Annotated in this window: 15 protein-coding genes and 2 pseudogenes; 2 read left to right on the forward strand and 15 right to left on the reverse strand. The window is 70.1% G+C overall.

What is annotated here, in order from left to right:
* Positions 1-17 precede the first annotated feature (17 nt).
* The 11 genes and pseudogenes from ACFJIX_RS09200 to ribA form a co-directional block, all read right to left on the reverse strand.
* Positions 18-944, reverse strand: a complete 927-nt coding sequence (locus ACFJIX_RS09200) for an FAD:protein FMN transferase (protein WP_377159321.1) — start codon at positions 942-944, stop codon at positions 18-20.
* A gap of 74 nt (positions 945-1,018) precedes the next feature.
* On the reverse strand, positions 1,019-2,179 hold the full coding sequence (locus ACFJIX_RS09205) for a DUF3570 domain-containing protein (protein ID WP_377159323.1): 1,161 nt from the start codon (positions 2,177-2,179) through the stop codon (positions 1,019-1,021).
* Positions 2,180-2,204: 25 nt separating this feature from the next.
* Positions 2,205-2,447, reverse strand: a complete 243-nt coding sequence (locus ACFJIX_RS09210) for a DUF4266 domain-containing protein (protein WP_377159325.1) — start codon at positions 2,445-2,447, stop codon at positions 2,205-2,207.
* Between the two features lie 47 nt (positions 2,448-2,494).
* Positions 2,495-3,061, reverse strand: a complete 567-nt coding sequence (locus ACFJIX_RS09215) for a TlpA family protein disulfide reductase (protein WP_377161694.1) — start codon at positions 3,059-3,061, stop codon at positions 2,495-2,497.
* Positions 3,062-3,217: 156 nt separating this feature from the next.
* Positions 3,218-3,337 (reverse strand): annotated as a pseudogene (locus tag ACFJIX_RS09220) (hypothetical protein); the annotation flags it as partial.
* A 361-nt stretch (positions 3,338-3,698) separates the two neighbouring features.
* Positions 3,699-5,285, reverse strand: a pseudogene (locus tag ACFJIX_RS09225) (choice-of-anchor D domain-containing protein); the annotation flags it as partial.
* A complete protein-coding gene (locus ACFJIX_RS09230; protein ID WP_377159327.1) occupies positions 5,227-5,715 on the reverse strand; it encodes a type II CAAX prenyl endopeptidase Rce1 family protein in 489 nt (162 codons plus the stop codon). The pseudogene ACFJIX_RS09225 and the gene ACFJIX_RS09230, both read right to left, overlap by 59 nt.
* Before the next feature lie 136 nt (positions 5,716-5,851).
* Positions 5,852-6,376 carry a hypothetical protein gene (locus tag ACFJIX_RS09235; protein WP_377159329.1) on the reverse strand — a complete coding sequence of 175 codons (525 nt, stop codon included), beginning with the start codon at positions 6,374-6,376 and terminating at the stop codon, positions 5,852-5,854.
* Between the two features lie 7 nt (positions 6,377-6,383).
* Positions 6,384-7,574, reverse strand: coding sequence for a helix-turn-helix domain-containing protein (locus tag ACFJIX_RS09240; RefSeq protein WP_377159331.1), 1,191 nt, complete (start codon positions 7,572-7,574; stop codon positions 6,384-6,386).
* Between the two features lie 139 nt (positions 7,575-7,713).
* On the reverse strand, positions 7,714-8,235 hold the full coding sequence (locus ACFJIX_RS09245; RefSeq protein WP_377159333.1) for a hemerythrin domain-containing protein: 522 nt from the start codon (positions 8,233-8,235) through the stop codon (positions 7,714-7,716).
* Between the two features lie 49 nt (positions 8,236-8,284).
* Positions 8,285-8,908: a GTP cyclohydrolase II gene (gene ribA, locus ACFJIX_RS09250; RefSeq protein ID WP_377159335.1), complete on the reverse strand. Its 624-nt coding sequence runs from the start codon at positions 8,906-8,908 to the stop codon at positions 8,285-8,287.
* Between the two features lie 217 nt (positions 8,909-9,125).
* Here ribA and ACFJIX_RS09255 point away from each other — a divergent pair, with 217 nt between their 5' ends.
* Positions 9,126-10,862 carry a M14 family metallopeptidase gene (locus ACFJIX_RS09255; RefSeq protein ID WP_377159337.1) on the forward strand — a complete coding sequence of 579 codons (1,737 nt, stop codon included), beginning with the start codon at positions 9,126-9,128 and terminating at the stop codon, positions 10,860-10,862.
* A 135-nt stretch (positions 10,863-10,997) separates the two neighbouring features.
* Here ACFJIX_RS09255 and ypfH read toward each other — a convergent pair whose 3' ends face one another.
* Genes ypfH through ACFJIX_RS09275 form a run of 4 tightly spaced genes read right to left on the reverse strand, consistent with a single transcriptional unit; the run spans position 10,998 to position 15,057 of the window.
* Positions 10,998-11,699, reverse strand: a complete 702-nt coding sequence (gene ypfH, locus ACFJIX_RS09260) for an esterase (protein WP_377159339.1) — start codon at positions 11,697-11,699, stop codon at positions 10,998-11,000.
* A gap of 15 nt (positions 11,700-11,714) precedes the next feature.
* The gene (locus tag ACFJIX_RS09265) at positions 11,715-12,053 is read right to left on the reverse strand and encodes a thioredoxin family protein (protein WP_377159341.1); all 339 of its coding nucleotides are present in this window, start codon (positions 12,051-12,053) and stop codon (positions 11,715-11,717) included.
* Positions 12,054-12,085: 32 nt separating this feature from the next.
* On the reverse strand, positions 12,086-14,326 hold the full coding sequence (locus tag ACFJIX_RS09270; protein WP_377159343.1) for an ATP-binding protein: 2,241 nt from the start codon (positions 14,324-14,326) through the stop codon (positions 12,086-12,088).
* Positions 14,323-15,057, reverse strand: a complete 735-nt coding sequence (locus tag ACFJIX_RS09275) for a response regulator transcription factor (RefSeq protein ID WP_377159345.1) — start codon at positions 15,055-15,057, stop codon at positions 14,323-14,325. The genes ACFJIX_RS09270 and ACFJIX_RS09275 overlap by 4 nt, the downstream gene beginning before the upstream one ends.
* Before the next feature lie 166 nt (positions 15,058-15,223).
* Between ACFJIX_RS09275 and ACFJIX_RS09280 the strand changes: the two genes are divergently transcribed.
* Entirely contained in the window at positions 15,224-16,573 is a 1,350-nt protein-coding gene (locus tag ACFJIX_RS09280) for an SPFH domain-containing protein (protein WP_377159347.1), read from the forward strand.

Consider the following 16,573-nt stretch of genomic DNA (forward strand, 5'->3'; position numbering starts at 1 on the left):
GAAGGTGGCGAGGAGTCTCATGGCGAAGTCAGAGGTTGAAGCAGTTGTTCGGGGTCGTGCGTGCGAACGTGGCCGTCGGCGTCGACGAGCAGGAATCCGACGCCCGGCGTGCTCAGCCGCGAGGGCGCCTGGGTGCCGATCAGCATGGCCATCGTGGCCAGCGCGCCGGCCGCGACGCACAACGGCGCGACGACGCTGACGGCCTGCCAGTGGCGCACCGGCTGGCCGCTGCGCGGATCGAGGATGTGGCAGCAGCGCCGGCCGTCGGGGGTGATGAAGAAGCGCTCGTAGTCGCCGCTGGTGGCGAGCGCGCCGTCGCTGAGCGGGATGCGGGCGCAGACCTCGTCCTCGCGGCGGGGATGCCGGATCGCGAAGACCCAGGGCTGGTCGTCGGGGCGCGGACCGATGACCCGGATGTCGCCGCCGAGGTTGACGAAGCCGTGCCGCAGCCCGAGTCCGCGCAAGGCGGCGACCGCGCGGTCGGCGGCGTACTCCTTGCCGATGCCGCCGAAGTCGATCTCCATGCCCGGCTGCGGCAGCGCGATCGCCCGGCCGTCCCACTGCACGCGGTGCCAGCCGATGCGTTGAAGCTGCAGCGCCAGGGCATCGGGCGTGGGCTCGCGCGCGGCCTTGAAGTCCCAGGCACGGCGCAGGCAGCCGCTGGTGATGTCGAAGAGACCGTCGCTCTGCCGATGCAGCTCGGCGGCGAAGTTCAGCAGCTGTGCCGTCTCCTCGTCGACGGCGACGGCGTTGCGGCCGGCGCGCGCATTGATCGCGGAGATCACGCTGTCCTCGCGGTAGCGCGAGTACTTGCGCTCGATGCGGCGCACCTCGGCCTCGGCGGCCTCGCAGGCGTCGGCGGCCCGGTCCGCCGCCACGCCGCCGAGCACGATCTCGTTGGGCGAGGCCATCGCGGTGAAGGCATGGCGGTGCAGGGACCACATGGCGCGTTCGTCACTTCCGTTCGTTGTTGCGGGGTCGTCGTTGCGGGTTCGTCGTTCCGGGGCGTCGATGCCGGTCAGAACTTGTGCGAGAGACCGACCTGCAGCCAGTCGGCCTGGAAACGCGCCAGTCCCGGCGAGCCGCTGCCGCCCAGGCGCCAGGCGGCGCGCTGTTCGTAGTGCTCGAGGCTCAGGTCGGCGGTCCAGCTCGGCGCGATCTCATAGGCGACTTTCATCCCGACGGTGATCGCGCTGAAGGCGGACAGGCGCTGGTCCGGGGACAGGTATTGCGGCGAGGTCGCGGTGTAGCCGGGCGGCAGCGGCGCGCCGAGCGCTGTGTCGTAGACGGGGTCGTAATAGAACTTCGCGGCGCGCTGCGTCGTGTAGCGCAGCGTCGGCGTGACCGTCCAGCCGCCGGACAAGGGCTGCACCCAGGCCGTCTCCAGCGTGTTGGCGCGCACGCCGAAGCTGTCGGCGTAATAGCGCCAGCTGCTGCGCAGCGTGGCCTTCCAATCGCTGAAATGATGGTTCCAGCGCGTCATCAGCGTGTACTGCTCGCGCCGGTCTGGGCGGCGGTCCGGGAACTTGTACGGGTCCGAGTACATGCCGTGGCCCCAGCTCGCGCCGAGGCTGACCTGCACCAGGTCCACCGCCGTCCAGGCCTGCGTGACGCCCGCGGTCAGCTGCGTGGTGTTGCGGCCGCGGCTGAGGGTCGGATCGTCGGAGGAACCGATCCAGTCGTCGCTGTACGCGGCGCCGATGTTCCAGGTGGTGTTGTTGTCCTCGCTGGAACGGCGATAGCCCGCGGAGACGGTGCGCGAGCGGTAGTCGTGTTCGGTCGAATACGCCGCGCCAAGGGACCAGGCGTCGCGGTCGTTGTAGCGCGTCACCTGGATGTCGCCGGCCTTGCGGGTCTCGTCGAGCCGCGAAGCGCCGGAGACCGCGCTGTGATAGCGCGGCGAGGCGCCGGAGACGCTGTCGTTCACCAGCGATCCCTCGACGGACCAGCGGCCGGCAACCGGCACCATCAGGTAGACCGACGGAGCGGTGACCTTGATGCGGTCGAAGCCCGGCTGGCGGTCGCGGTAGTGCAGCAGCTTGACGGACATCTCGGCCTGTTCGGGCGGGGTCTCGGCCAGGGCGGGGGCCTGCAGCCCGGGGAGCAGCAGCGCGGCGGCGAGCACGCCGCCCCACGCGTTGCGCCCGCCGGCGCCCGCGTCGACGGCATCGGCGGGCATCGCGGTACCGGCGCGAAGGTCGTGCTCAGTTGCAGCCACAGCCACCCCCTCCCACGCCGTTGCCGCCGGATGCGTTTTCCTTGCTCGTGTAGATGTGCTGCGCGAAGCGGTCGCCAAGGACGTCGCCGCCCATCGTCATCTCGGGACGGGCGAGCGCGCCCTTCTCCCAGGGCTGGGGCGGCTGCAGGGCGCAGCCGGTGGCGGCAAGCGCGATCAACGCGAGGATCGCGGCGCGCGCGAGGCGCCGTGGCATTGGACGTGGGGACATGGGGAACTCCTCGAAAGAAAAGTCGGGTCGAAGAAGAGCGCAGCGACTCACGACGCCTTCAGCGCGGCGACGATGCGCGCCTCGAGCTCGGCCTCGTCCTCGGCACGGAAACCGCTGTGCTGCATCAGCACGCGACCATCCGGACCCAGCAGCACGGAGCTCGGCATCGTCCGCACCCCGACGCGACGGGCAGAGTCACCCTTGGGGTCGAAGCCGAGCGAGACGCTGGCGGGCACCTCCTTGAGGAAGGCCTGGGCATCGGCGCGGCTCGCGTCGAGATTCACCGCGACGATGCGCAGACCCTGCGCGCCGTACTTCGCCTGCATGCGGTTCATCCACGGGAAGGACTGGCGGCAGGGGCCGCACCACGACGCCCAGAAATCGACGTAGGTCAGCTTCGCCTTGCCGTCGTGCAGCGGAACCGGCGCGCCGTCGGCGCTCGGGACGCTCGCGATCGGGAGAGGCTGGCCGATGTCGGCTGCTTGCGCGTCCGTGGGGGTCGAGGAGAAGACCGTCGTCAGCGCGATCGCCGCCAGCGCCAGGGGGGACGCCTTTCGGGAGACCGCCTGGACTGCTCGGCGCCAAGCGCGGGCTCTCCACGGTGCAGGGGGCATCCCTCCGGGAACCCCCAGCACCATTCCGGCCCCAGCATCACTCGCTGCCTTCGCGTCAGTCGCGGTGCTCGCGTCGGTCGCGTTGGCCGCGGTGCTCGAGGTCCTCGTCGCACGGCGGCGCCACAGGATCAGCGCGGAGAGGCCGGCCATCAGCAGCAGCAGCGGGTCGGCAGCGCCGGTGCCCGAGCCGATCGTGCATCCACCACCACCGCTGTTCGAGGGCTCGGTGTTGCCCGGCGTGCCGCGCAGCGCGACCGTCGTCGTGGCCGGCGTCATGTCGCCCTGCAGCGTGAGCGTGCCGGTGTCCGTGCCGGTCGGTGCCGAGGCCGCGCCGGCACCCAGCCAGCGCAGCGTGATCTGGCAGTTCGCGCCGGGCTGGACGGTGAAGGGCGCGGCTCCGCAGGTGTTGGTGCCCGTGATGTCGATCGAGAAGCGGGCGCTGTCGACACTGATCGCGCTGATGTGCAGGACGCCGGCGCCGCTGTTGCTCAGCGTCAGCGGGCGACCCGTCGTGTCGGCGGGACCGAAGTCGAGCGAGGTCGCCGATAGCTGCAGCGCCGGCTGCGGCGGGGCAACACCGACACCGGTGAGCGTCAGCGGCGCGGGCAGCGAGGCGTTTGTCCGCGACGACCGCGGCCGTGGCCGCGCGTGCGCCGACGCCGCGCGGGCTGAAGCCGATCGCGAGGTCGCAGTTGGCACCGACCGCCAGCGTGGCACCGGCGGTGCAGGTGGAACTCGTGTCGACGCGGTAGTCGGCGGCGGCATCGCCGGCGAAGGCGAAGCTGCCCAAGGTGGCGGCGACGTCGCCGGTGTTGCTGAGCGTGAAGTGCTTGAGGCCGCCGTCGGCACCCATCGTGACGGAGCCGAAATCGGCGCCCGTGGCGGCGGTCCAGACCAGGATCGGCGTGTTGGCGAGGACGCCGTTGCCGCTGAGCGCGACCGACTGCGGCGAGGCGGCCGCGTTGCTGGTGAGGGTCAGCGTGCCGGTGGCGGCACCGGCGCCGGCGGGTGCGAAGCTGACGTTGACGGCGCAGCTGCCGCCGGCGGGAACGCCGCCGCTGCAGTTGTCCGTCGTCGTGAACGGTCCGGTGGCGGCGATGGCGCTGAAGCTCAGCGCGGCGTTGCCGGTGTTGGAGACGGTGACCGTCTGCGCGGCGCTGGTCCGTCCGACGGTCAGCGCGCCGAAGCTGAGTTGCGTGGTCGACAGCGAGGAGATCGGCGTGGGCTGCGCCTGGCCGGTGCCGCTCATCGCGATGTTGACGTTGGCGGTGGCGTTGTTGGCCGTGGGCGCGGTCGCCGCGACCGCCAGCGTGGCGGCGCGCGCGCCGGTCGCAGCGGGGGTGAAGGTGGCGGTGACGGTGCAGGTCGCGCCGACGGCGAGCGGTGTGCCGACGGCGCAGCTGCCGCCGCGGGTGAAGTCGCCGGCGTTGGCGCCGGTGACGCCGATGCTGCTGAAGTCCAGGGACGCGGTGCCGGTGTTGCTCAGCGTGACGGTGCGCGCGGCGGAGGCGGTGGCCAGCGGCTGGTTGCCGAAGGCCAGCGTGGTGGCGTCGGCGGAGAGCACGGCCGTGAGCGCGACGTTGGCGGTGCCGCTCAGCGTGATCGGGATGGGCGTGGAGATGCCGTTGTGGCTGATCGTCAGCGCGCCGCTGCGCGCGCCGGCGGCGGTGGGGCGGAAGACGACGCCGACGGTGCAGCTGGTGCCCGCGGGCACGGTGGTGCCGCAGGAGCCGCCCTGTACGGCGAAGTCGCCGCCGGCGACCGCGGACAGGCTGCCGAGCGCGGCGAGCCGGCTGGCGCTGATGGTGATCGTGGAGACCGCGCTCGACTGGCCGACGGCGGTCTGCGCGAAGCTGATCGACGAGGGCGAGTTGCCGAGGTAGGCCGCGATGTCGGCGAGGTCGGTGGCGGAGACCGCGCCACCCACGCCGCTCATCTGCGGGATCGTGTTGATGGCGTTCTGGATCATCGCGGGGTTGTTGCGGCCGCGGTCGACGACGGCCGTCGAGGCCACCGTGTGGCAGGCGGCGCAGACCTGCGAGAAGCGGGCCTGGCCGGCGACCGGGTCGGCGGCGAAGGCAGGACCCGCGAGGACCGCGGCCGTGATCGCGACGATTGCGCCGGGGAGGGCGGTGCGCAAGGGAAGGGTCATGTCGGGAGCCTCGTCAGGATGAGGAGAGGGAAGTGGGGAAGGCCGATGAAATCGAGGTGTGGCTCGGGGCATCGAGCGGGGCGTCGAGCGGGGACGCGAGCGCCGAAGCGAGTACCGAAGCCAGCAGCGGCAGCAGCGTGGGGGCGGCGAGCAGCCAGCAGGCGTTGAAGCCTGCGTGCCAGGCGATGCAGCGGGGCAGGGAGCGATGTCGTCGGTAGCTGCGGCCGATCCACCAGGCGGGCAGGGCGGTGGCGAGCGCGAGCAGCAGCGCGGGGCTGGTGGGCGTCAAGCCGGGCGTGACGATGGCGAGCACGAGGGCGTGCGTCGCGCCGAAAGCGATCGCGGTGAGCGCGACGGCATGACGCCGCGCGGCGGCGGCGCGCGCGGTCGACAGCCGCTCCTGGAGGCCGAGCCGGAAGAGGATCTCTTCGAAGCAGGGCGCGAGCAGGAGCTGCCGGAGAACGACGTCCCAGGGGATCGGGACGGAGAAGAAAGGCAGCATGGGCGCGGCGGAAATTCACGCAGGGGTTCTGCGTAGGTGCCGGCGCGCGGGAGAAAGGTTGCGAAGGGGCGGGGGCGTTACGAGTTGGTCACAAACGGATTCGCGAGGGATTGCTCCCCCGGGGTGCAGCCCCGAGTCAGGCTGGCTCCATGTCGGCGAACGAAGAGAAGTCCATGACGTAGCGCAGTTCCGCCAGGCGCGCCTTGAATGCGTCTGCCTCGGGAATGGTGATCAGTCCTTCCTCGACGCATCGCCAGATCACATCCTCCGTGCGAAGCAAACGCCTCTCACCAAGCATCTCGATGGCAATTCGCTTGGCGTGCTTCTTCTCATCGGTCGCCACCAGGTGCCCGCGCATGAACGCAATCGCGATGCAAGCTGCTTCGCCGATCTCAATCCGTGTGCAGAGGTCCGCGAACAGATCCCTCGTTGCGGAATCGTCGGTGTCGCAGCGATCGATGTGGCGGCATTCGAAGGATGCAGCCAGGGCCAGGGCTTGCGACTCCCGTGTGATTTCGTCGACCACTTGATTCGGAACGGCGCATCGGTAGGAGCACATGCTTCCGAGCAGTGGCAATTGCGCCAGATGAAGGAAGTTGATCAGAACGTTGGTGTCCGTGACCACGACCTCGGGCGCCGGGTGATTCGTCGCAAATGTCATCGGTTGATCACTCCATGCCAAGCGCTTCGACCATCCGCGTGATGGCACCCCGTTCGAAGCCGGCCAGCTGGCCGATCTCATTCAGTTTTCCCCGCGATATCTTCTCCAGTCGATAGGCCTCGCATGCCAGCCCCAGGAGACGGCCGCGACTCTCCCTTCGGCTGTCTGCCTCTGGTGGATTGAACAGACCGAGCAGCGTCGAATACGGTTGGCCGACGCCCCGCGCTTCCTCGGACCTCAGCGCCTCGAACTCCTCCATCGAGACGAGCTGAAGATTGCGAAGGCGCCGGAGGGCCGATCGGCGGCTGACGCCGAACGCTTGCGCTACAGCCGCCACGTGCAGCATGCCCACGGTCGAAGGCTGCAAGATCTCGCGATCGACGGCCATCGCAGGCTGCCGGGCGTGCGACCGCCTGGCGGCGATGCGTCGGACGCCGTCGGCTGGCATGAGGAATGCCGCAGCGAAGGCGTCGGCCCGACGTTCAATCAGATCATCGCGAGCATCGATCCTGCTGAGACAGCCGAGTCGATGCCGATCCATCAGGACATGGCCGTACTCATGAGCAATCGAGAAGCGGCGGCGGGTGAGAGGCTGGGCCGAGTTGAAGAGGACGAAGGCCCCGATGCGGGCTTCAAAAAGCATCACGCCAGAAACGCTGTCCGGCAAGGGCGCTGCCATGCTTCCGACACCCTGCATTTCCAGCAAGTGCTGGATGCGATCGATGGACTGCTCACCCAATCGGAGTCGTAGGCGCTCCGTTGCCGCGATGTGCTCACCTTGCTGAACCGCCTCGTCGAAGTTGCCGGGATCCGCAAGGCCGGCGGCGGTGGGCAGCAACGCTTCCCGGCGGATGCCGAGCATGGCCTCCAGCGAAGTGAACTGCAGAGCATGGGCCATGCCTTCCTGTAGCGCCCTCGTCAGACGGTGTCGATCCCGGATCTCGACATCGGCGCGAAACAGGGCGGACAGGGCGCCGCTGTCCGCAAAGCTGTCCTCGAAGAACTCTCGGAGATTGCGCCCCAAGGCGTAGGCAATGCGCATCAGCGCCCCGGTGCCGAAGTCCTGGGTACCTCGCTCCAGGGCGTCGATATCGGCCGTCGACAGGCCGACGAACTCCCCCAGCTCCTGCTGAGTCAAATGGAATCGTTCCCGGGCGACGCGGATGCGCTCGCCAAACTGCTCGTCCGTCACCGTCATCGCGGCTCCCCGATCGAAGTGGAAAGCAGCAGATGGTGAATCGCGGCGCACTCATTGACGATGACTCAGTCTCATCGTCTTTCGTGCAGCTCCCACTTGTTTGAGGAGTCCCCATCGCGGCGATGAGTGGGCGACGGATTCAGGCGCGTCGCCGCCCGGCCATTTCCTCGCCCATCACACGCAGCACGGTGCCAGGTGTTGCCGCACTCGCCGACGGATACGCGTCGTGATCTTCGGCGTCGATATGACGCCGGTACAGCGTGGCGAAGGTCTGCCAGCGCTCGCGCGCCGCGTCGAGCGTCTCGGTCGGCATCGATCCGTCACGGATCGCCTCGAGGTCCGGCACGATCTCGGCCCAGCGCGCTTCCATCTCCCGATGGTCGGCCAGCAATCGATCGGCGAGCTCGTCGTTGCCCAACTCGCGCAGTCGAGGCAGGACGTGCAGCTCCTCGTCCTCGTGATGCAGCGGCGCAGCGATCGTGAAGTAGCGCAGCACGTCCTTCGCCGCGTCCCGCGCCTGCTCGTCGCAGCCGTGCGTCGCCACATGCGCGCCGATGCGTTCGAGCAGGGTCAGGGTCCGCGCCATCCGCTCGTGGCACGCGGCCATCAGCGCGAAGGGCTCGTCGAAGCCAGCGGCCGGCGCGGTGTGCAGGAGGCTCATGGATGGCTCGCCGGCGTCAGTCCGGGATGACTCCGGGCTCGTTCCCGGATCACTCCAGGTAGTGCCCCATCCGCTTGCGCTTGGTCTCGAGGTAGCGCTCGTTGTGCGGGTTCGCCGCGATGCGCAGCGGCACCAGCGCCTCGACCTCGACACCGCCCGCCACCAGCGCGTCGCGCTTCTGCGGGTTGTTGGTGATCAGCCGGACGCTCTTCACGCCCAGCAGGCACAGGATGTCGATGGCGTCGGCGTAGTCGCGCTCGTCCTCGGCGTGGCCCAGGCGCAGGTTGGCGTCGATGGTGTCCACGCCGGCTTCCTGCAGCGCGTAGGCGCGCAGCTTCTCGACCAGGCCGATGCCGCGCCCTTCATGACCGCGCATGTAGATGACGATGCCGCCCTCGTCCTTCAGCAGGTCCAGCGCGCTCTGCAGCTGCGGACCGCAGTCGCAGCGCAGGGACTGGAAGACGTCGCCCGTCAGGCACTCGCTGTGCACGCGCAGCAGGCCGCCGCGCGCCTGCAGCGGACCGACCGACAGCACCAGGTGCTCCGATCCCGTCGCGGGGCTGCGGAAGGCCCGCGCCTGGAAATCGCCCAGCGTCGACGGCAGGTGCACCACTTCCCACTCGGTCGCCCCTTGCGTCCCCAACGGGATCTTCTCGCAGTGATTCACAGCCATCTCTCCAGCTTCGCCTCGGCGCCCTCGCGGACGTCCCGGTCATGTCGTTCGTTCATGTCGTGCGATGCGCGCCCGTCTGAGCGGCGGCGCGCACGTGCAAGTCCAGCAATTTAACCCGTCTCAGGGAAAACGCGCTGTCGCGAGGTGGAGAGCCCTCTCGGTCGCCGGGGCCTGGGCATGCAAAATCGGCCGCACCGACACCGCCCCTGGGACGCCCATGACCGCTCTCCCGCCCGCCGCCGCGCCCGCGTCGACGCCATCGCTGCCGACGCCGCGCTTCGACGAATTCCCCCGCTACGACGCGCTGACGCAGCTGCTGTTCAGCTACGCCGAGGCCTGTCCCAACCTGGTGTCGGTGCGGTCCATCGGCAAGAGTTTCGAGGGCCGCGAGATCTGGGTCGTCATCCTGACCAACACCGCGACCGGCAGCGATGTCGAGAAGCCCGCCTTCTGGCTGGACGGCAACATCCACGCCGCCGAGCTCACCGCCTGCACGACCTGCCTCTACTACCTGCACGATCTGTTGAGCAAGTACGGCACCGACCCGCAGGCCACCCACCTGCTGGACACGCGCACGATCTACATGGTGCCGCGCCTGAACCCGGACGGTGCCGAGCTCGCGCTGGCGGACCGGCCGCGCCACATCCGCTCGTCGACGCGGCCGTATCCGTTCGACGAGGAACCGGTCGAAGGCCTCAGCGTGGAAGACATCGACGGCGACGGCCGCATCCTGACGATGCGCATCGCCGATCCGCACGGCGGCTACAAGAAGCACCCGGACGATCCGCGCCTGATGGTCGCGCGCCAGCCCGGCGAATTCGGCGGCGAGTACTACCGCCTGATGCCCGAGGGCCTGGTCATCAACCACGACGGCTTCAGCATCAAGGTCAACCGCGACAGCGAAGGCCTGGACCTGAACCGCAACTTCCCCGCGGGCTGGCGGCAGGAGTTCGAGCAGGTCGGCGCCGGTCCCTACCCGACCAGCGAGCCCGAAGTGCGCGCGATGGTGGACTTCATGGTGAGCCATCCCAACATCGGCGCGGCGATCAGCTTCCACACGCACAGCGGCGTGATCCTGCGTCCCTGCGGCACGCGCGGCGACGACGACATGGCGCCCGAGGACCTCTGGGCCTTCCAGCGTTTCTCCAAGCTCGGCGAGCAGCACACCGGCTACCCGGCGGTGAGCATCTGGCACGAGTTCAAGTACCACCCCAAGGAAGTCATCACCGGCACGCAGGACTGGGTCTACGAACACCTGGGCGCGCTGTTCTGGGTGGTGGAGCTGTGGTCGCCCAACAAGGAGGCCGGCATCACCGGCTACAAGTGGATCGACTGGTTCCGCGACCATCCGGTCGAGGACGACCTCAAGCTGCTGAAGTGGAGCGACGAGCACTGCGGCGGCAAGGCGCATGTCGAGTGGACCTCGTTCATGCATCCGCAGCTGGGGCCGGTGGAGATCGGCGGCTGGGACAAGATGAACTTCTGGCGCAACCCGCCGCCGCACCTGCGCGAGCGGGAGGCGGCGCGCTTCCCCGCGTGGATGAACCAGATCGCGCTCAGCCTGCCGAAGCTGGAGCTGCTGCGCACGGAGGTCCGCGCGCTGGGCCCGGACACCTGGCGCGTGCGCATGGCCGTGGGCAACAGCGGCTGGCTGCCGGCCTACGTGACCAAGCAGGCGCTGGCGCGCAAGCAGACGCGCGGCGTGATGTTCGAGATCTTCCTGCCGGTCGATCCCGAGGTCGGGCTGGTCAGCGGCAAGCCGCGCATGGAAGGCCCGCAGCTCGAAGGCCACGCGCCGAAGCAGACGCAGCTCGCGTTCCTGCCGGAGCGGGATATCACCGGGGATCGCGCCTACGGCGAATGGACGGTGAGAGCGCCGAAGGGCACGCGACTGAGCCTCGTCGCCTGGGCTGATCGCGCGGGCACCGTGAGAACTGAAGTCACCCTCGATTGACGTTGGTCGTCCTGCGACGACCGCAGCCCTCACCCCTGCCCTCTCCCGCAAGCGGGAGAGGGAGTCCGCCAAGCTGACTCCTCTTTCACCCTCTCCCGCTTGCGGGAGAGGGAGGGGTGAGGGCCTGCGGCCGTGTCAGTGCCGCGGTTCGTTCTTGTCCTGCTCGGCTGCCGTGAGAACGGCTTCGCGCCAGAGGCGCGCCGGAATGAACGTCCGCAGCTGCTCCATCGCGCGCTCGATGAGCGCCGGATGCAGTTCATGGCCCACATGCGGGAGCACATCCGCCGTGATGTCCGCGCCGAGCGACATCAGCTCGCGCGCGGCGTTGAGCAGCGCGGGATAGGGCAGCTCGCCGTCGTCCTTGCCATGCAGCAGATGGATGGAGACATCCTTCGGCGCATGCTGCGGCCAGTAGGCAAACGCACCGCCGAAGGCGAGCACGCGACCGGCCAGTTGCTCTTCCTGTTGCAGCGCCTCGAGCGCCAGGATCGCGCCCTGCGAGAACCCCGCCAGCGCGACGCGCCCCCACTCCAGATCGAGCTTCTCCGCCCAGCCGCGGACCAGCGCGACCAGCGTCGGCACCGCCGCGCTCAGCCGCAGCGCCCGGAGCGTGTCGTCCCCCTCCTCGGAGTACCACTGGAAGCCCGCGCCGCCGCCCGGGATCGCATCGAAGGGCTCGAAGCCGTCGAGCAGCACCAGCGCGGCGCGCGGGTACTGGCGGTGCAGCGCCTCGGCGAGCGGGCGCATCTGTTCGGCATCGGCGCCGGCGCCGTGCAGCAGCACGAACAGCAGTTCAGGAGCTCCGTCCTTGGGGAGCAGCACATGGGCTTGGGTCATGGCCGCGATTGTCCGTCACGTGCCGTCGATGCGCTCCAGCGCGGCCCGGATATCCGCGGCGTTCGTGGGCCTGACCAGGCGCTCCACCTCCTGCCCGTCACGCATGAAGATCAGCGTCGGCCACAGCTTGACCTTGAAGGAGCGCCCCAGCGGCTGGCCCTTGCCGTCCTCGACCTTGATGTGCTGGACCATCGCGTGCCGGCCTTCGAAAGCCTGCTCCAGCAGCGGCTGCGCCGCCTCGCAGATGGGGCACCACGAGGCACCGAACTCGACCAGCAGCGGATGTTCCTTCGACAGCGTGTCGACGGCGTCGCGGATCGGCTCGGTCAGCGCGTAATGGGGATTCATCGGCATGAAGACCTCCTTGTCGATTGAGGCGGCGCGGCTCAGGCCGCGGCGCGGCGCAGGCTCATCTCGAACACCACGCCTTCCGGCACATTGAATGCCCGGATGCTGCCATCCATCTTCGCCAGGTAGGTCTTCGCGACGAAGAGCCCCTGGCCGCGGCGTTCCCCGTTGACCTGCGGGGCGGTGTCGGAGACACCGTATTCGAAGATCTGGTCGAGCATCGCCGCGTCGATGTGCGGCCCCTGGTTGCGGATGCGCAGCAGGACGAAGCCGGGCTCGCCCGCCTCCAGGGTGATGGCAATGGGCGTGCCTTCGGGCCGGTAGCGGTCGGCATTGCGCAGCACGTGGGTGACGGCGTCCTCCAGCGCGTAGGCCTCCGCGTGCACGGGCTGCGGCTCGGGCAGCTCGGTGGCGAAGGTCACGCCGTCGATGCCGGCGTAATGCGCGTTCGCGGCCACCTCGCGGCAGAAGGCGGCCAGGTCCAGCGCCTCCGTGTGCAGGTCGGCGGATGCCAGCGCCTCGCTCGGCGGCGCGCTGCCGTAGAGCACCTTCACGGCCTGCTGCATCCGCTGCACGTAGCGATGGCTGGGATCGTCGCCCGCGCCGTGCAGCACCATCAGCGACTGCAGCGGCGACATGATCTCGTGACCGACCGCATGCCACATCTCGCGCTCGCGTTCGGCGCGCAGCTGCTCGCGGCGCAGGCCGTCCTTCACGCGGGTCAGCGCGTCGGCCAGGCTGCCGGCCAGGATGCCCAGCTCGTCGCGGCCGCGCAGGTCGGCCACGTCGAGCTCGCCGATGCGCTGGTCCGCCCGCGCGTCCTGCATGTTGTAGGAGACGGCGGCCGCGCGCTTCGTCAGCACCGCGATGCCGCGGATCAGCCCCAGCTCCACCATCAGCCACGCGAGCGCGACGGCCGCCAGCATCGCCGCCGCCAGCCAGGCCAGCGGGCGCGCCTCCAGCGCCAACTGACGGTCGAGGCTGCGCAGGTCGCCGCGCAGGTCGAGCCGGTAACGGCCGCTCGGCGTCGCCACGTCGTCGGACGCCGTCAGCCAGCGGATCTCGGTCGCGTCGGTGTCGGCGCCAACGCCCAGGACCTCGCCCTGCACCGGCAGGCGGCGCATCACGTGGATCAGCCACGGCAGCGCGCGCTCCGACAGCTCCGGTCCGCGGCGCTCGGCGATCGTCGTCGCCTGCTTGCCCAGTCGCTCGATGCGCAGCGTCTCGCCCGGCTGCAGCGATGCGCCGATCCGGTCCAGCGACAGCGCGAGCGACGCGCCCGGCTTGGCGCTGTCGAAGAGGATCGGAGCCGGAGCCGGCGTGGGAGCCTGTCTCGGCGGGGCGATCACGCTGGCGTGCATCGACTCAGAGGCCGCAGCAGGCAGCTCGGTGGGCGCTATGGGTTCGGAAGGCCCGAGCAGCTCCACCCGCACCCGCATCTGGTCGAGGTCCGCCGGCGGCCACACCGGCCGGGCGCGATGGCCCGCGTCGTCGAAGAGCGCGTCCTGGAACGCTTCCACCGGGAGCCGGATCGAATAGAAGGTGCGCCTGGCGCAGTCCGGACCGCTGCTGCCTTCGGCGCAAGGCCCCTCGCGCCAGAGCCAGCCGCGGAACTCGCGCACCGGGCGCGCCTTGCCGGGCAGCTGCGGTCCCGCGCCCAGGAAGCCGGTCAGCCGGCCGCGCTGCGTGCCGTCGGCCGCGGCGGTGCCTTCGAACGGCGCGATCCAGGTCTGCGTGCCGCCGCGCAGCTTCAGCGTCACGCGCGCGCGGTGCACGCCGCTCAGGTCCAGCGCGCCGTGCTCGCGGCCGGCGAGCGGGCCGCTCTCCAGGCTGCCGACCAGGTAGAGAAATCCGCCCGCGTAGGCGTTCGCGCCGACGGCGGCGCACAGGCTCGCGCCGTCGGGCCAGCGCAGGCCGCAGCCGGCCATCTCGACGGCGCGCTGCGCCTTGTTCTGGTCGTCGAAGTCGATCGCCGAGAACGGCAGCAGCACCGGCGCCTGGCCGTCGCGGTCGCCCACGCCCATCGTCGGATTCAGCAGCGCCAGCTGGCCGCTCGGATGGCGCAGCTGGAGCACGATCTCGGCCAGCGACTGCCGGAAGCCCTGCGCATACCGCTGGTAGGCGCGCTGCTTCTGATCGATCAGCACGGTCAGCACCAGGCCGACCGTCGCCAGCGCCAGCAGCAGGAAGGCCAGGTGAACGACCGCGCGGCGGCGGAACGCCGCCAGGCCCAGTCGCGGCACGGCCAGCGCGGGCAGTTCGACCGGTCCGAGCTTCATGCGACGTCCATGCCGACCGTCATCGCGGGCCCGACCACCGGAACCCCCCGCATCGGCACGTTCTCGATCGCGTCGAACGACGGATCGACTTCCTTCAGCGCCTCGCGCAGCGTCGATACGTGCTTGCGCACGTTGTCGCGCGTGCGGCCGCTTTTGACGACGTCGTAGAGCTCCTCGTACGACACCACCTGCGGCGCGCGCTGGTACAGCGTGGCGAGGATGCGCTGCGCCGTCAGCGGCAGGTTGATGCGCTGGCCCTTCCACAGCGGGCTGCGCTGCCACAGCGGGTCCAGCTGCAGCGCCTCCGGCGCGACCGGCACCGGCTCGGTGGCTTCGCGGGCGCGGGCGGCGCGCAGGATGTCGAGGAAGGTGTCGATGAATTCGGCCTCGTCGAAGCTGGTCTTCTGGAGGTAGTCCCAGGCGTCGAGCGCCTTCATGATCCCGCGGTAGATGGCGGCCGGCATCGCCGACACGACCAGCACCGGCGTGCCGGCGTTCAGCTTGTTGATCTCGTTGATCAGCGCGATGCCGGCGTTGCGCTCGCGGCCGAGCTCGATGTCGAGCACCACCATCTCGTAGCGCTCGCGCGCCAGCGCGGCCTCGGCGGCGTCGCGGTCGAACCATTGATCCACCTGCAGCTCGGGCCGCGCGGCGCGGATCCAGCCGGTGAGCTGCTCGCTGGTGGGGCGGTCGTCCTCGATGACGGCGACCTTGTTCCTGGGGATGGCCATGGCGCCGGATTATCGACATCGCCGCGCCCGGCGGCGCGACCCGCCCGTGAAGGTTTCTTCCGGACCGTGAAGGGACCCGCCGACGCCCGCATTGAGGCTTCCGGGGCGTCTGCGGACCATGAGCGTCATCCCAACACCCGAATCAACGGGAACCCCGGAGGACCTCATGAACGACCGCCTGCAATCGATCCGCAACGCCGCCGCGCGGCTCAAGGCTCGGCTGCCCGGTTTCTCCCGCCGCCACCGCGGTGACGAGCTCGGCGACGAGTTCGGCGGCGAAGGCGCCGGCGCTGGTGCCGGTGCCGGCGGCCTTGGCCTGCCGCTGAAGCGCGCCGGCGCCGGCCTGGTCCGCTGCCTGCCCTGGCTGGCCGGCCTGACCGCCGTGGCCGGCGCGGTGGCACTGCTGGTGATGCATCCGCCGGTGCACGAGGTGCCGCGCGGCGCCGTCAGCCTGCGCACGAACATGCTGACCGGCGGCGTGACGGAGGCCCGCTCGGGCTCCATGCTCCAGCTGCCCGGTCTGCACGACGTCCGCGACCTGCCGGTGCGTGATCGCAGCTATCACCCGCAGCGTTTCGCCCGCGCCGACGGCGAGGCGCCGCTCCAGTCGCTCGAAGGGCTGTCGCTGGGCCTGGACCTGACGGTGCGCTGGACCGTCGACACGACGCGGCTGGCGCAGCTGGCGACCTCGCTGCCCGACGACATCGAAGGCGACGTGATCGCGCCGGCGCTGCAGGGCATCGTCTACCGCCAGATCGCGACGCACACGGTGCGCGAGATCTTCTCGACGCAGCGCGGTCCCATCCAGGCCGCGCTGGAGTCCGAGCTGCGCCGCAAGCTGGCGGTGGACGGCATCGTGCTGCGCGGCCTGGAGATCGGCAACGTCGACCTGCCGCAGGAGTACCGCGCCGGCCTGGAGAACCTGCTGTCGGAAGGGCTGGCCAGCGAGAAGATGCGCTACACGCTGGAGCTCAAGGAGAAGCAGGTCAAGCAGACCGAGCTGGAGGCGGCCGCCGAGAAGGTTCGCCGCGAGACCGCCGCCGAAGCCTCGGCGCGCGAGCAGATCATCGCCGCCAAGGGCCAGGAGGAGGCGATGAAGCACGTGCTGCCGTTCAAGCAGCGCCAGGTCGAGCAGCGCCAACTGGAGGCCGAGGCCGAGCGCGTCGCGCGGGTCCGCATGGCCGAAGGCAACGCGCAGGCGCGCGGCATCGAAGCCGAGGGCGAGGCCAAGGCGCGCGAGAAACTGGCCGACGCCGAGGCTTATCGCCAGACGCGCATCGGCAAGGTCGCCGTCGACCAGATGGCCGCCGAGGGCGCACTGCTGAGCCGCCATCCGCTGCTGATCCAGAAGGCGATGGCCGACAAGCTCTCCGACAAGGTGCAGGTGATCATCGCGCCGCCGCCGTCGGACGGTGGATTCATCGGCAAGACGCTGCTGGGGACGAAGCAGGACGGGCGTCCGGAAGGACGCCATGAAGGTCGCTCGGAAGGCGAAGGCGAGGGGACCTCGCAATGA

This window comes from Roseateles sp. UC29_93 (assembly GCF_042695725.1).
Lineage (GTDB): Bacteria > Pseudomonadota > Gammaproteobacteria > Burkholderiales > Burkholderiaceae_C > Roseateles > Roseateles noduli_A.

Coding starts and splice junctions, on each gene's coding strand:
- ACFJIX_RS09240 (WP_377159331.1), bottom strand. CDS start 7,574: ATGACGGTGACGGACGAGCAGTTTGGCGAGCGCATCCGCGTCGCCCGG.
- ACFJIX_RS09205 (WP_377159323.1), bottom strand. CDS start 2,179: ATGCCCGCCGATGCCGTCGACGCGGGCGCCGGCGGGCGCAACGCGTGG.
- ACFJIX_RS09265 (WP_377159341.1), bottom strand. CDS start 12,053: ATGCCGATGAATCCCCATTACGCGCTGACCGAGCCGATCCGCGACGCC.
- ACFJIX_RS09280 (WP_377159347.1), top strand. CDS start 15,224: ATGAACGACCGCCTGCAATCGATCCGCAACGCCGCCGCGCGGCTCAAG.
- ACFJIX_RS09210 (WP_377159325.1), bottom strand. CDS start 2,447: ATGTCCCCACGTCCAATGCCACGGCGCCTCGCGCGCGCCGCGATCCTC.
- ACFJIX_RS09215 (WP_377161694.1), bottom strand. CDS start 3,061: ATGCCCCCTGCACCGTGGAGAGCCCGCGCTTGGCGCCGAGCAGTCCAG.
- ACFJIX_RS09235 (WP_377159329.1), bottom strand. CDS start 6,376: ATGACATTTGCGACGAATCACCCGGCGCCCGAGGTCGTGGTCACGGAC.
- ypfH (WP_377159339.1), bottom strand. CDS start 11,699: ATGACCCAAGCCCATGTGCTGCTCCCCAAGGACGGAGCTCCTGAACTG.
- ACFJIX_RS09270 (WP_377159343.1), bottom strand. CDS start 14,326: ATGAAGCTCGGACCGGTCGAACTGCCCGCGCTGGCCGTGCCGCGACTG.
- ACFJIX_RS09200 (WP_377159321.1), bottom strand. CDS start 944: ATGTGGTCCCTGCACCGCCATGCCTTCACCGCGATGGCCTCGCCCAAC.
- ACFJIX_RS09245 (WP_377159333.1), bottom strand. CDS start 8,235: ATGAGCCTCCTGCACACCGCGCCGGCCGCTGGCTTCGACGAGCCCTTC.
- ribA (WP_377159335.1), bottom strand. CDS start 8,908: ATGGCTGTGAATCACTGCGAGAAGATCCCGTTGGGGACGCAAGGGGCG.
- ACFJIX_RS09255 (WP_377159337.1), top strand. CDS start 9,126: ATGACCGCTCTCCCGCCCGCCGCCGCGCCCGCGTCGACGCCATCGCTG.
- ACFJIX_RS09275 (WP_377159345.1), bottom strand. CDS start 15,057: ATGGCCATCCCCAGGAACAAGGTCGCCGTCATCGAGGACGACCGCCCC.
- ACFJIX_RS09230 (WP_377159327.1), bottom strand. CDS start 5,715: ATGCTGCCTTTCTTCTCCGTCCCGATCCCCTGGGACGTCGTTCTCCGG.